Annotated in this window: 14 protein-coding genes; 8 read left to right on the forward strand and 6 right to left on the reverse strand. The window is 63.7% G+C overall.

The features are described from left to right. Positions 1-23 precede the first annotated feature (23 nt). The 4 genes from ACT6UX_RS18080 to ACT6UX_RS18095 all read left to right on the forward strand — a co-directional run bounded on the left by ACT6UX_RS18080 (position 24) and on the right by ACT6UX_RS18095 (position 3934). A complete protein-coding gene (locus ACT6UX_RS18080; RefSeq protein WP_444776541.1) occupies positions 24-1229 on the forward strand; it encodes an acyl-CoA dehydrogenase family protein in 1206 nt (401 codons plus the stop codon). Between the two features lie 2 nt (positions 1230-1231). Then, a complete protein-coding gene (locus tag ACT6UX_RS18085; protein ID WP_444776542.1) occupies positions 1232-2329 on the forward strand; it encodes an acyl-CoA dehydrogenase family protein in 1098 nt (365 codons plus the stop codon). Positions 2330-2393: 64 nt separating this feature from the next. Beyond that, positions 2394-3509, forward strand: coding sequence for a thiolase C-terminal domain-containing protein (locus ACT6UX_RS18090; protein ID WP_444776543.1), 1116 nt, complete (start codon positions 2394-2396; stop codon positions 3507-3509). Further along, a complete protein-coding gene (locus tag ACT6UX_RS18095) occupies positions 3509-3934 on the forward strand; it encodes a Zn-ribbon domain-containing OB-fold protein (RefSeq protein WP_296389994.1) in 426 nt (141 codons plus the stop codon). The genes ACT6UX_RS18090 and ACT6UX_RS18095 overlap by 1 nt, the downstream gene beginning before the upstream one ends. A 104-nt stretch (positions 3935-4038) precedes the next feature. On the opposite strand, the gene ACT6UX_RS18100 is transcribed toward ACT6UX_RS18095, so the two are convergent. From ACT6UX_RS18100 to ACT6UX_RS18115, 4 genes are all read right to left on the reverse strand, one after another. Continuing rightward, complete coding sequence (locus ACT6UX_RS18100; protein WP_444776544.1) at positions 4039-4206, reverse strand: hypothetical protein; 168 nt, start codon at positions 4204-4206, stop codon at positions 4039-4041. 110 nt (positions 4207-4316) lie between these two features. Beyond that, the gene (locus ACT6UX_RS18105; protein WP_444776545.1) at positions 4317-5525 is read right to left on the reverse strand and encodes a CaiB/BaiF CoA transferase family protein; all 1209 of its coding nucleotides are present in this window, start codon (positions 5523-5525) and stop codon (positions 4317-4319) included. Positions 5526-5747: 222 nt separating this feature from the next. Beyond that, entirely contained in the window at positions 5748-5999 is a 252-nt protein-coding gene (locus ACT6UX_RS18110) for a hypothetical protein (protein WP_444776546.1), read from the reverse strand. Between the two features lie 5 nt (positions 6000-6004). Then, complete coding sequence (locus tag ACT6UX_RS18115) at positions 6005-7156, reverse strand: acyl-CoA dehydrogenase family protein (protein ID WP_444776547.1); 1152 nt, start codon at positions 7154-7156, stop codon at positions 6005-6007. Positions 7157-7345: 189 nt separating this feature from the next. On the opposite strand from ACT6UX_RS18115, the gene ACT6UX_RS18120 reads away from it, so the two are divergent. The 3 genes from ACT6UX_RS18120 to ACT6UX_RS18130 all read left to right on the forward strand — a co-directional run bounded on the left by ACT6UX_RS18120 (position 7346) and on the right by ACT6UX_RS18130 (position 11887). Continuing rightward, positions 7346-9055, forward strand: a complete 1710-nt coding sequence (locus ACT6UX_RS18120) for a flavin-containing monooxygenase (RefSeq protein WP_444776548.1) — start codon at positions 7346-7348, stop codon at positions 9053-9055. Next, complete coding sequence (locus ACT6UX_RS18125; RefSeq protein WP_444776549.1) at positions 9052-10725, forward strand: flavin-containing monooxygenase; 1674 nt, start codon at positions 9052-9054, stop codon at positions 10723-10725. The genes ACT6UX_RS18120 and ACT6UX_RS18125 overlap by 4 nt, the downstream gene beginning before the upstream one ends. Positions 10726-10945: 220 nt before the next feature. Then, positions 10946-11887 carry an IS3 family transposase gene (locus ACT6UX_RS18130; protein ID WP_444776637.1) on the forward strand — a complete coding sequence of 314 codons (942 nt, stop codon included), beginning with the start codon at positions 10946-10948 and terminating at the stop codon, positions 11885-11887. 787 nt (positions 11888-12674) lie between these two features. On the opposite strand, the gene ACT6UX_RS18135 is transcribed toward ACT6UX_RS18130, so the two are convergent. Continuing rightward, positions 12675-13577 carry an ImmA/IrrE family metallo-endopeptidase gene (locus tag ACT6UX_RS18135; RefSeq protein ID WP_444776550.1) on the reverse strand — a complete coding sequence of 301 codons (903 nt, stop codon included), beginning with the start codon at positions 13575-13577 and terminating at the stop codon, positions 12675-12677. Beyond that, on the reverse strand, positions 13574-13894 hold the full coding sequence (locus tag ACT6UX_RS18140; protein ID WP_444776551.1) for a helix-turn-helix domain-containing protein: 321 nt from the start codon (positions 13892-13894) through the stop codon (positions 13574-13576). Before ACT6UX_RS18140 ends, ACT6UX_RS18135 begins: the two co-directional genes overlap by 4 nt. Positions 13895-14029: 135 nt before the next feature. Here ACT6UX_RS18140 and ACT6UX_RS18145 point away from each other — a divergent pair, with 135 nt between their 5' ends. Further along, positions 14030-14269, forward strand: a complete 240-nt coding sequence (locus ACT6UX_RS18145) for a DUF2188 domain-containing protein (RefSeq protein WP_444776552.1) — start codon at positions 14030-14032, stop codon at positions 14267-14269. Positions 14270-14277 lie beyond the last annotated feature (8 nt).

Genomic DNA, 14277 nt, shown 5'->3' on the forward strand with positions numbered 1-14277 from the left:
AGGATCGCACAGCGAGGACGTCCATGGATCTGACACTGACTGAGAAGCATCGGGCACTACGCGATGAAGCGAATGCCTTCATCGCCCGGCACCGCGACCGTGCGCCCCAGCTTGGCGGCGGGCGCAAGCGGCCCGACAGGAAGGTTCTGGAGTGGCAGGCGCTGCTGCTCGAGTCCGGCTACTTCGCCCGAAACATACCACGTGACTATGGCGGCTTCGGCGCCCCTCATGATGTCATCGAGATGGCGATCATCGCCGACGCGTTTAGCCGGAGCGGCGTTTCGCCGGGCATCCACAACCAGGGTATCAGCATGCTGGTGCCGACACTGCTGGAGGTCGGCACGGAAGAGCAAAAGCGGCGTTGGGTCGGTCCTACCATTCGGGGCGAGGTGATCTGGTGCCAGGGCTACTCGGAGCCCGGATCCGGTTCGGATCTCGCCGCCGCGCACACGCGCGCGACGGTGCAGGACGGATTGTTCGTCATCAACGGTCAGAAAATCTGGACGAGCTCGGCCCACTACGCCGACATGATGTTCCTGCTCTGCCGGACAGAGCCTGACAAGCCGAAGCACGCCGGTCTGTCCTACCTTCTGGTTCCGATGAACACGCCGGGGATCGAGGTTCGACCGCTGCGCACCATGACAGGACGGGCGGAGTTCAACGAGACCTTCTTCACCGACGTTCGCGTGCCCGTGGACCAGATCGTGATGGGGCGCGGCGACGGTTGGCAGGTTGCCAACATCACCTTGAAATTCGAACGGCTGCTTCTCGGTGATGCCAACAAGCTGCAACACCGTCTCGAAGCCATTCGCCGGATGATGCAGGAGCGGCGGCCGGACGGCTCCCGCCTTCTGGATTACGCGGAATGGCGCGACAGGTTGCTGCGGCTGCAAGGCGAGGTGATGGCGGCCCGCTACCACAATCTGCGTCTGTTGACCGATCAGGCGGAGGGAGTCGATTCAGGCCTCGGACGCCTGATCGTGAAGTATCACGGCACGATGCTCGCGCACCGCCTGGCCTCCCTGGCGGTCGACGTGCTGGGTTCCGCCGGGCTCGCCTACGAGCCTCAGGGCGAGGCGGCGGAGGACGATCCGTCCACCACTTGGCACATCGACTACATGTACGACATCGGACTGATCATCGGTGGCGGTTCCTCGAACATCCAGAAGAACATCATCGGAGAGCGTGGGCTTGGCTTGCCGCGCGAGCCGAAAACGGGAGGAGCCTGAGCATGCGTTTCGGACTGACCGAGGATCAGAAGCTCTTCGACCATTCTCTCAGGAGCTTCCTGTCAGCACGGCTGCCCTTCGACATCCTGCGCCGGCTGGCCGAACCTGGCGACGGGTTCGATGCGGATCTGTGGAAAGGGCTCGGCGAGCTCGGCCTGCATGCGATGCTGGTGCCAGAGGAATATGGCGGTGCCGGGCTCGGCCTTCTCGACGCGGCGCTAGTTGCCGAGGCGTTGGGTTTCCACGCCGCTCCGACGCCCTTCGCGGCCTCCCAGGTGATGGCAGTCCGGGCGTTCCAGGCCGCCGCTGATGATGTGCAGCGACAGATCTGGGTTCCCCGCATCGCCGCGGGCGAGATACGGATTGGCGTTGGCCTTGGCGGGATATCGGGGCAAACCGGTCGAGCTGCGCTCAGGCTTCAGAGCGGACGGCTTTCCGGTGCGGTCGATGGGCTGTTGGATGGGGGCGCCGCCACACACTTCCTCGTTTACCTGGCGGATGGCCGCGCCGCGCTGCTCGAAGCTGACGCAACGGGCATCACTGCCACCCTGCGTCGCAGCGTCGATCGCACACGGCCGCTTGTGGACCTCGACCTTGCGGAGACGCCGGCCGTCGAGGTGCTGGAGGCGTCCAATGCTCCGCTCCAGGTGGCGGCGCGCGTCCGCGACGCGGGCCGGGTGATCCTGGCGGCCGACATGTTGGGGGCGGCGCAGGCCATGCTCGACCGCGCCGTGGCCTATGCCAAGGAGCGCGTGCAGTTCGGCCGGGTCATTGGCAGCTTTCAGGGCGTGAAATACATGTGTGCGGACATGGCGACCATGCTCGAACCGTGCCGCGCCATGGTCTGGTATGCGGCCTATGCGCAGGATGCGATCCCGGAGGAAGCCGCGATTGCGGCGAACCATGCCAAGGCGCACCTGGCCGAGGTCACGCGCGAGGTGGCCCGGCTGGCCACCGAGGTTCATGGCGGCATGGGCTTCACCGACCTGCTCGGTCTGCATTTCCAGTTCAAGCGCATCACCTTCGACCGGCAGGTGCTGGGTACTCCGGAGCGGTGCCGGCACGACGCGGCGGTAGCGCAGGGCTGGATCGGAGCCTGAACGCGACAGATCAACCGGAGGGGAAGATCACATGTCAATGCGGGAGAAAGCAGCGATCACCGGGGTGGGCGAGACCGTCTATTCCCGCGAGTCGGGCCGCAGCGTCGTATCGTTGCAGCTCGAAGCGTCGCTCCGGGCGATCGAGGACGCGGGGCTCCGTCCCTCCGACATCGACGGAGTGATCCCTTACGGGAGTGCTGTCGTTGCCGAGGAGTTCGCCACCAATTTCGGCATCGGCGATCTCCGCTTCTCCGCTACCACGCCGCTCGGCGGCGCAAGCTGTGTCGCCGCGGTCCAGTGCGCCACTGCCGCCATTGCAGCCGGGATCTGCAATCATGTGCTGATCCCGGTGGGTCGGAATGGCGCTTCCCAGGGTCGCATCGGTGCCCGGGTGCAGCAGATGCCGCAGTTCCGGTTGGTCGGGGAGTTCGAGATGCCGCTCGGCGCCATCGCGCCGGCGCAGCTCTATGGGCCGATGGCGCGACGGCACATGGAACTCTACGGCACGACCAGCCGCCAGTTGGGCGAGATCGCCGTGTCGACGCGCGCCAATGCGATCCTCAATGGCAACGCGATCATGACGAAGCCGATCTCCATCGAGGACCACCAGGCTTCGCGCATGATCTCCGATCCGCTTCGGCTGCTGGATTGCAGTCTGGAGAGCGACGGCGCCTGCGCCATCGTCGTCAGTGGCATTGAACGCGCCCGCGGTCTGCGCAGGACCCCGGTCGTGGTGATGGGCGTCGCCGAAGGGCATCCCGACTCACCGAGCGTGATCACTCAGCGTCCGGATATAACGCGCCTCGGCCTCGCCAAGGCGGCGCCGCGTGCTTTCGATATGGCTGGAGTGACCCGCGACGACATCGACGTCGCGGAGATCTACGATTGCTTCACCTACATTGTGCTCTGCCAATTGGAGGATCTCGGGTTCTGCAAGAAGGGGGAAGGCGGTCCGTTCGTCGAAAGCGGCGCCATACGACTTGGCGGAAAGCTTCCGGTGAACACGCATGGTGGTCTGCTCTCACAGGCGCACATGGTCGGGATGAACCACATTACGGAGCTGGTGCGCCAGCTTCGCGGGGAGGCGGGGAAGGCACAGGTTGCCGGAGCCGAGGTTGGTCTCGTCACCGGCTATGGAGATATGGGCGATGGTTCAGTCGCCATCATGCGGAGGGGATGATGAGTGCGACCCAGACATACAACAAGCTTGTACCCGAGCCCACGCCGCACAGCGCCCCGTACTGGGAAGGGCTGAACGAGCGCAAGCTGCTGCTGCAGAAGTGCCGCAGCTGCGGCAGGATCCGGCACTACCCGCAGCCGATGTGTCCTGTCTGCCATTCCATGGAGGTGGAGTGGATCGAAGCGTCCGGTCGCGGCGCGGTGCATAGCTGGACGGTCACACACCACCCTTTCCATCCCGGCTTCCGCGATGATCTGCCCTACACCCTCGCCACCGTCGATCTGGCGGAAGGCGTGCGCATGAACGCGCAGCTGCGTCTGGCTCGGCAGGAAAATCTGCGCATCGGCCTGCCTGTACGCGTCGCGTTCGACACGGTGAAGGACGGCTTGACCGTGCCCTACCTGGTCCCGGATAAGGCCGTCTGACACCCGTTGCCACGCCGTGCGACCGGTGGATGGTGTGTCCTACGCCGCCGGAATGGGGCATGAAGACCTGTGGGCTTTCTCGATCGCCCCAGTCACGGCCGTGCTCAGCCGCGGTCTGGAGGTGTGGGCGCGCACCAGCCGATCATCCTGGGCAAGGTACGCAGGAATGACGGGTGCGCTGCGAAGACCACCGACGCAATGGCGACGAAGCCGATGGTGCTGAACTCCTTCAACGGATCGTAGCCGCGCAGCGATCTGCGGAAAGATTGCATGGGCCCGAGGTGTGGTGAGCGGCAGGCGAGAGTCCCACGCCCATCAGGCCGCGTTGATACATGTGACTCCCTCCTCGTTGCGTACTCGGCCTGCTGGCGGCGGCCGCGTGTTATTGGTCGCCGGTGGTTTCCCGTCCGATGAGATCGCTGATCTCTGCCTCCGACATCCCCGCCTCGCGCAGCACCTCCTCCGTGTGCTCGCCGAGGCGCGGCGGCAGCAGGCGCACCGCGCCCGGCGACTCGGAGAAATCCACGGGCACTGCCGTCACCAGCATCCGCCCTTCTGAAGGGTGCTCGACGCGCCGGAAAAAGCCGGTCTCTGCGAGGTAGTCGTCCTCCAGCAGGTCGGCGAGGCCGTGAACCGGCCCGTTCGGCACGTCGGCGGCATCGAGGCGCGCCTGCCACTCGGCAGTACTGCGGGTGCGCATCACCTCCTCGACGATGGCGTAGAGGACGCCGATGTTGACCGCGCGCTGCGCGAGGCGGGCGAAACGCGGATCCTCTGCGAGGTCCGGCCGCCCGAGCGCGGCCAGTAGCCGTTGCCACTGGTCGTCGGAATTGGCCATCATGCACAAATACCCGTCGTTGGTCCGAAAGGGCCGCCGATAGGGTGTGAACATTCGCCCGTAGCCGAGGCCGAGGGAGGGGTCGTCCAGCACCCCGCCCCAAAGATGCTCGGCGAGGTTGAAGGAGACCATGGTCTCGAGCATCGGCACATGCACCTCCTGGCCGAGGCCGGTGCGCTCGCGCCGGTAGAGCGCCATAGCGACGGCGGAGGCGAGGACATGGCCGCAGAACTTGTCGGCGACGGCGCTCGGCACGTAGCGAGGCTCGCCACCGTCGCGCATGGCGTTCAGTGCGGCGAGGCCGCTCATACCCTGGATCACGTCGTCGAAGGCCGGGCGGTCTCGATGCCGCCCATCCTTACGGAAGCCGGTGGCGCTGGCATGGATGAGCCGCGGGTTGCGCGACGCCAGCGCGGCATAGGAGAGGCCGAGCCGCTCGGCGGCGCCGACCCGCATATTGTGCACGAGCACGTCGGCGCCGTTGATAAGTCGTAGCAGCGCGCGACGCGCCTGCGCCCGCTTCAGATCGAGCACGACGCTACGCTTGTTGCGGTTGATGTTGAGGAACATCACCGCCATGTCGCTCCCGCGCGTAGGTCCGATCTGGCGCATGGTGTCGCCCTGCGGCGGCTCTACCTTCACCACCTCAGCGCCCATGTCGCCGAGGATTTGCGTCGCCACCGGGCCGAGCACGGCGCTCGTCAGGTCGATCACCCTGACGCCGGCCAGCGGCCCGCCGCCCGCCTCGCTCACGCCTCAGGCCCCGCCGGCGCTACGACACTCGACCATGCGCAACGGCGTGTAGGTGAGAACCACGGTGCCGTCCTGTTTGACGACGCGGTTGCGCGTGCGTACGAGGCCGCGCCGAGGCGACTCTGCGACAGCCGCGCCTCAATCGCCTCGACCTCGACATGGGTGGTGTCGCTGGCGAAGAGCGGGTGCTCGATCTTCAGGTCCGTGTCGAGGAAGGCGAAGCTAGTGTGCGGCATGGTGGCCTGCATCGCCGGTCCCTCGGCGAAGCTGTAACCGGCAACCCGGCCCTTGATTCGCTTTCGCGGCCAGGAAGTCGAGGCTCATGAACAGTACCTCGGCCGTGCCGGTGCAGTTGATGAAGTTCACGATGTCGGCTTCGGTCACCGTACGACCGATGGTACGAAAGCGTTGCCCAATCGTCAGATCCTCGCAGCAAAGGCGCATATAGGGCGGCCCGACCGCGTCCTTGACCATGCTCGTCACTCCGCCTTGCCGATGAGGTTGCGCGCCACGATATTGCGCTGAATCTGGTTGGTTCCCTCGATAATCTGCACCACCTTCGCATCTCGAAAATAGCGGTTGATCGGGAACTCGTTCGAGATGCCGGAGGCACCGAATATCTGCACCGCGTCGGTCGCTACCTTCATCGCTACGTCGCTGGCGAAGCACTTGGCCGAGGCGGCGAGGCTCGCCATCTCAGGACCCGTCTTGCCGGCATCCACCGCCGCCGCAGCGGCGTAGGTGAGCTGCCGCGCCGCCTCGATCTGGATCGCCATGTCGGCGATCATCCAGCGGATACCCTGGTAGTTGGAGACGGTCTCGCCGAAAGCGCGGCGGCCGCGGGCGAACTCGATCGCGTGGTCCATCGCGCCCTGCGCCAGCCCGACCGCGCGGGCGGCGACGATGGGGCGGGACTTGTTCAGCGCCTCCATCACCGAGCGGAAGCCGCCCGCGCCGCCGCCGAGCAGGTTCTCCTTCGGCAGCCGCATGTCGTCGAAGAACAGCGCCGAGGAAGGGACGCCGCGGGCCCCCATCTTCTCCTCCTTGCGGCCGATGCGGAAGCCCGGGCGGTCACGCTCAACGATGAAGAAATTGACCTCACCCGGTCCATCGGCGCGCTCGAACCGCGCGCCGACCAGAACGAAGTCCGACACCGCAGCATTGGTGCACCAGATCTTGCCACCGTTCAGCACGAAGCCGTCGCCGTCGGGTCGCGCACGGGTGCGGATGCCGGCAACGTCGGAGCCGGATTGCGGCTCGGTCAGCGAGAAGGCGGCGCGCAGCGCACCAGAGGCGAGGCCGGGAAGCAGCCGCGCCTTCTGCTCCGGCGTCCCGCCCGCGAGGATGGTGCCGAGCGGCACCCACTGCACAACCAGCAGATAACCGGTATTGTAGCAGACCCGGCCCAGCTCTTCGACCGCGAGGCAGCCCGCGAGCGTGCTGCCCAAACCACCATATTCGGGCGGGAAGGGCAGGGTGAACAAGCCGAGCTCGCGCAGCAGATCGAACATGTCCTGCGGGTATTCGCCGCTGGCGTCGATGGCGGCGGCGCGCCGCGCCACGCGTTCGCGCGCGACGCGACGCACCAAGTCTCGGACCTGGAGTTGCTCCTCAGTCAGGGTAAAGGACACGCCCGTTTCCTCCCCGTTGTGACTGGCCGCTGTGCCGTATCTCGCAACATCGCGCTGTGCTGCCATGCGTCAGTCGAATAGCGCCAACTCGCTGCGGACGCTACTATAGATTCTAATGAATGATAGATTTTATATACAACGTCCCGCGGAAGCAATGATGCGTGGGCTGTAACCCTGGGAGGATCCGGTATGCCCGACGCGTCGCCCCTTCCTGATACGCGTATCTTGACCCCGCTCGACGTTGCCATCGTCGGGGGCGGGCTGGCCGGGTTGTACGCCATCTATCGCCTGCGCGGCATGGGCCTGCGCGTGCGCGCTTTCGAGGCTGGCTCCGACATTGGCGGCACCTGGTTCTGGAACCGCTATCCCGGCGCGCGCTGCGACGTCGAAAGCCTTGAGTACTCCTATTCCTTCTCTGACGACCTGCAGCAGGCGTGGAAATGGCCGGAACGCTACGGCACCCAGCCAGAAATCCTGCGCTACATCAACCACGTCGCCGATCGCTTCGATCTGCGCCGTGATGTGCAGCTGAATACCCGCGTGACGTCGGCGCTGTTCGACAGAGAAGTCAACGAGTGGACATTGACGACGGACAGGGGCGACGTCGTGCGGGCGCATTTCTGCATCATGGCCGCCGGCAACCTCTCGACGCCGCGCGTACCCGAATTCAGGGGCCTGCGCGACTTCCGGGGCAAGTGGTACCACTCCGGGCTCTGGCCGCATGAGAGCGTCGATTTCAGCGGCCAGCGAGTCGGCGTCATCGGCACCGGCTCGTCGGGCGTCCAGATGATCCCGATCATCGCCCGGCAGGCGAGTCATCTGCATGTCTTCCAGCGCACGGCGAACTTCAGCCTGCCGGCGCGCAACGCGCCAATGGATCCGGAGCGCGAGCGTCGCCACAAGGCCGAGTATCCGGCCCGCCGCCGCGCCGCCTACGACACACCGTTCGCTATCGCCGGTTATCCGAAACCGACCAAGTCGGCCCTGCAAGCAACATCCGAGGAGCGACGCGCCGCCTACGAAGCGAAGTGGCGGGAAGGCGGCAGCATCAGCTTCCTCTACACCTACGCCGACCTGCTGGTGAACAAGGAGGCCAACGACACCGCGTCGGAGTTCGTGCGCGAGAAGATCCGCAGCATCGTCAAGGACCCCAGGACGGCTGAACTGCTGGCGCCGAACGATCACCCGATCGGCACCAAACGGCTGTGCCTCGATACCGGTTACTACGAAACCTACAATCGCGACAACGTTACGCTCGTTGACGTGCGTAGCGATCCGATCCTGGAGATCACACCGAACGGCCTGCGTACCGCCGGCGGTGTGGCGTACGAACTGGACGCTATCGTCTTCGCCACCGGCTTCGATGCCATGACGGGCGCGTTGCGCGAGATCGACATCCGCACCGCCGACGGCGCCACGCTGGCGGACAGATGGGCCGGTGGCCCGCTGACTTATCTCGGGCTGATGGTTGCCGGTTTCCCCAACATGTTCATCATCACCGGCCCCGGCAGCCCTGGCGTAAAGACGCAGATGATCGCCTCGATCGAGCAGCACACCGACTGGGTCACCGGCTGCCTCGATCACATGCGCCGATATGACCTCGATCGCATCGAACCGACGGTCGAAGCCGAAGCCACCTGGGTGCAGCACGTCAATGCCGTGGCCGACAGTACGCTCTATCCGCTCGCCGACTCCTGGTATCTCGGGGCCAACATCCCGGGCAAACCGCGGGTGTTCATGCCCTATGTCGGCGGCTTCGACGCCTACAAGCGGCGCTGCGACGCCGTCGCCGCGAGCGGGTACGAAGGGTTCAGGCTGACCCGGCAAAGGGTGCCGGTGCGTGAAGCCGAAGCAGCGGCGCCGACTTTGTCAACGCGGCGGAACGGGAGCGGGGCATGAGGAACAGGAACGAACCGGGATATGAGGTCATCGTCATCGGTGGCGGCGTGGCCGGGATCTATCAGATCAAGCGGTTGGCCGACCTTGGGGTACGCGCCATGCTGCTCGAGGCCGCGCCAGATCTCGGCGGGACGTGGTACTGGAACCGGTATCCCGGTGCCCGCTTCGACTCGGAGAGCTACACCTATGGCTACTCGTTCTCGAAGGAGTTGCTGAACGAGTGGCACTGGAAGGAGCGGTTCTCGGGCCAGCCGGAGAATCTGCGCTATCTAAACTATGTCGCGGAAAAGTTCGACCTGCGCAAATACATGCAGTTCAACGCCAAGGTGGAGGCGGCGCACTACGACGAGTCGCACAATCTCTGGCGGCTGAAAATCGCGGACGGACGCGAAGTCACCTGCCGGTTCGTGATTATGGCGCTGGGCCTGCTGTCGATTCCGACCCTGCCGCGCTTCGAGGGCATGAACAGCTTCAAGGGCCGCTCGTTCCATACCTTCTACTGGCCACAGGAGTCGGTCGAACTCGCTGGCAAGAAGGTCGCGGTCATCGGCACCGGCGCTACGGGCATCCAGGTGATCGGGGAAATCGCGGACAAGGTCAGTGAGCTCACAGTATTCCAGCGGCGGCCCAACTGGAGCGCGCCGCTGAACAACGGGCCGATCTCCCAAGCGGAGATGGCCGATATCCGCACGCGCTACGACGAAATTTTCGCGACCTGCGCACGCACGCCGGGCGGCTTCGAGCACGAGCCGGACCGGCGCGGCTTCTACGAGGTCTCGCGCGAAGAGCGGCTGAAGCTTTGGGACCAGCTCTACGACCAACCCGGCTTCGCGATCTGGCTGCGGAACTTCCGCGAGATCTTCACCAACGAGGAAGCGAACGCGGAGTTCTCCGAGTACATCGCGGGCCGCATCCGCCGGCGGGTCAAGGACCCCGTGGTCGCGGAGAAGCTGATTCCCCGGGATCACGGCTTTGGCGTCCAGCGGGTCCCGATGGAGACCCATTACTTCGAGGTCTACAACCGGCCCAACGTGCATCTCGTGGACATCAGCGAGACACCGATCGTGCGCGTGACCGAGACCGGCCTGCGCACCACCGAGCGCGATTACGGTTTCGACATCATCGTCTACGCCACGGGCTTCGATGCGATCACGGGCGGCTTCGATCGCATCGACATCCGGGGTGTGGACGGCGAGACGCTTCGTGACAAGTGGAAAGACGGACCATCGACGTTCCTCGGGATGCTCGTCCACGGCTTTCCGAACCTTCTGATGCCGGCTGGACCGCAGAGCGGCTCCGCCTCGACCAACTACCCGCGTGGCATCGAGACCGGCGTCAACTGGTGCGCCGACTTGCTCAAGCATATGTCGGAGCATGGCTACATGCGCGCCGAGGCGACGCGTGAGGCGGAAGAACGCTGGACCGCCCACGTCACACAGATGTATTCGACGATGCTGATGCGCAAGGCTAAGTCCTGGTTCACTGGTTACAACTCAAACGTCGCCGGCCACGAGTACGGCAGGATCCGCTACTTCGTCTACAACGGCGGCGTTCCAAAATACGTAGCCCGAATTACGGAGGTCACTCAGAAAGGCTACGAGGGCATCCTGCTCACCGCTGCAGCGCCAGCCTCGTCCGGCGCGCAGGAAAGGGGCTGCTCTGAGCCCTGAAAACTGGACCGCTGTGAGTTAGAGTTTTCCGGTTGTTTCCCGAGGATGGGGAAGGAGCGGAGAGCGATGAAGGCATCGAAGTTTTCGGAGGCGCAGAAGGCGTTCTCCTGAAGCAGGGCAATGACGGAATGCCGGTGGCGGAGATCTGCCGCAAGGCCGGGTCAGCCAGGCGACCTACTTCAACTGGAAGAAGAAGTACGACGGTTTGCTGCCGACGGAGATGCGGCGGCTGAAGCAGCTCGAGGAACAGCAAGCTGCGCAAGGTCGTGGCCGACCTCAGCCTCGACAAGGCGATGCTGCAGGACGTCATCCGCCGAGAACTCTGGGGCCTGCCCGGAAGCGCAAGCTGGTGGACGAGGTGCGTGGGCAGTGGAGCGTGTCGATCCGGCGGACCTGCCGGGTTCTGGAGGTCGACACATCGACATACCACTACAAGTCTCGCCGCCCCGGCCAGGCCGTGCTGGAAACCCCGATCAAGGAGATTTGTCAGACGCGGGTGCGCTATGGCTATCGGCGCGTTCACGTCCTGCTGTGTCGCGAGGGCTGGCGCATCAACCTCAAAAAGACCCGTCGCATCTATCGCGAACTGGGCCTGCAACTGCGCAACAAGACGCCCAAGCGGAGGGTCAAGGCGAAGCTGCGGGAAGACCGCAAGGTGGCGACCCGGCCGAACGAGACTTGGGCGATGGACCTCGTGCACGACCAGCTGGCGACCGGACGCAAGATCAGGATGCTGACCGTGGTCGACACCTTCTCGCGCTACTCGCCGGCGATCGATCCACGGTTCAGTTATCATGGCGAGGACGTCGTGCAGGTTCTCGAGAAGGTCTGTGCGGAGGTCGGCTACCCGGCGACGATCCGCGTCGATCAGGGCACCGAGTTCGTCTCACGGGATCTCGATCTGTGGGCCTATGCCAACGGCGTGACATTGGACTTCCCGCGGCCGGGCAAACCGACCGACAATGCCTTCATCGAGGCGTTCAACGGTCGCTTCCGTGCGGAGTGCCTCAACGCTCACTGGTTCATCAGCCTTGAAGATGCTCGGCAAAAGGTGGAGGCTTGGCGCAGGTACTACAATGAGGAGCGCTCGCATGGGGCGATCGGGCAGAAGGCCTCGATAACGTTGCTCGTTCGTGATGGCATACCCAGCCCGCCATCATGACAAAGCCCGGAAACTCTAACCCCGGGCGATCCAAAGATGGGTCTCAGAGCACTACCATAAACCGCATGGCTGCCAAGCGGTGGGTACATTGAAAGGTACACTGAAGAATCGTCCTCCAAAAGAGGTGCGTGATATCAGCTAGATATACGGGAATTCGATTCCGTCTCGGGCACCATTTTCCATCCGGCCTAGTTCTTTGTCGTCCGCGCTCGTTCGCCGACCACTCAGAACGCTCGTAAAATCAGGATTTGAACGTTTATTGGCTGTTCGTGGCTGTTCGAGAGAATCCGGCGTCTTCGGGTACACTGGCGGTCACCTGAAAGGCCGGGTACACGGGCGCACCTGGTTCGCCGCTGATCGCACCGTCATCTTCGGCTAATCGCCGGTACGGACTTGCTTCTGCTTTGCCGGTGCGCTCCTTGCGGCGCTAACCGCGCGAAAGCTGCAGCGTCGGGCCGCCGCAGCCCCTGAACGCGTCGTGTCACGGCTCGCCGACTCGCGAGCTGCTGCGGAGTAGTTAAGGTCTTGCTGCCGCTGGCATTTGCTCGAGTGACCGAGACATAGAGCATCTTGTCGCTACGCCACGACTTCATCGCGTGTCAGTCACGAACACATTGCGGAGTGCGCCGTACGCTACAATACGCCTCCGAATGCTTCCGTAGTGCTTCCGCGGCAAATCCGAGTGCCGAGAGACAAATTGCGTTCTCTTCAAATGCTTAAGAACATGCGATATAATGGCAGACCCGGCGAGATTCGAACTCACGACCTCTGCCTTCGGAGCGCTACATCACCATTTTCGACGGCGTGCAGGCGGGACAAACCGGTCGTAGGTGTCCGGTTCGCGCCTTTCGTTCCAATCCAAGGGTGGCGCATCGTCGCCAAGTAGCAGGAGGCTGATCGAGAAGTCATAGTGCTCGGCGAAGATGGTCATCTCGTGGGCGGGTTCGTTGAACCAAATCCCAGCGTCGTGATCGACGGCGCCGCGACCATCGACCAGTTGGTCAGGACGACCTGCAAGGGCGACATCCGGCAATTCAATTGTTGCTGCCGATGTCTTGAAGTAGGCCCCTGTCTTCAAGGCGCGGTCACTGGAGCGTGCCCACAGAACAAAGCCATCGCGTGACACCACGAGGACAGCCCGCTTCTCCGTGTAGCTCAGCCAGCGCAGGAGGCAGGCTATCAATGACACGCGATACCGATCGCGGCAGTGCTCGATCATTTCCATGTCGATCTTTGCACGGGGTGCGATCTGCCGACGAAAATCGTCCAGCGGCATCAGGAAATTGGCGGCAAAGACATTCGCCTGATGCTCGACCTGGCCGTACTCGGAATCCCAGCGAACCACGTCCTGCTCACCACATCGCAGCCCATCCGGATACTTGAGACGGTGCAGCAGGTAGTGGCCGAACTCGTGCGCGAGGGTGAAATTTACCCGGCCTCTTGAAGTGATGCCGTTGTTGTAGATGATGCCCCAGCCACGACGGCCACCGCGTGCTCGGAAGATAGCACCCTCGAAACCGGGCAAGTTCTCGCCCTGCACGCTGACAATCGGGTCCTCCGGAAAGCGCTGGGCAGTGTACTCCGTGGCAACGGCTGCGATATCGATCGGAAACCGATCGGCGCCGAAAACGGCATTCAGCAGTTTCGTGATCTCAATGGCCCAACGTTCAGGAGAAAACGGCTTCGTCATTCTTCGTCGCCGAGAAGCTCCACCATGCGCTGGATCTTGATCTTGGTCGCGGAGTCCATCTTCCGGTACTTTCGAAAGAACGCTGTATCGGTGGCGGCTTCGACATCATTTTCCGTAGGGTCGAGCAGATAGTCCGCGGTGACGCCCAGAGCGGCGGCAATCTTCGCGATCTTGTCTCCTGAAGGTCGTGGCGGATTCTTGTTCTCTAGCTCCCAGATGTAGCTCTTGCTCGACTCCGACAGCTCGGCGAGCCGTTCGAGCGTGTAGCTCTTGCTTTTGCGCAACCTTCGTATTTTATCGCCCAGTGGCGTACTCATTTTGTTCCCTCCTACGCGGCTACTCAACGAGTTCAGAGTAGTGGCATGCGGACTCCTTGACAACGCGCACCCGCGTAACCAAGTTACGTTCGGAGTAGGCATATTTTCTCTACCAGACTCGACAGGAGATACCAAATGCCGGGTAAAAATGGCCCTGACTCACATCATGTAGTACCCAACCCGAATGGGGGATGGGATGTCAAACGCGGCGGCGCGGAGCGTGCCGCTGGTCACTTCGACACCAAGCAGGAAGCGATCGACCACGGCCGCGAGATCAGCCGCAATCAGGGCACCGAGCTGCGCATCCACAACCAGGATGGACGCATCTCCCAAAGCGACAGCCACGGCGGCGATCCGAATCCGCCCAGGGGCTGAAGAACACC

This window comes from Reyranella sp., from assembly GCF_052439685.1.
In the GTDB taxonomy this organism is placed as follows: domain Bacteria; phylum Pseudomonadota; class Alphaproteobacteria; order Reyranellales; family Reyranellaceae; genus Reyranella.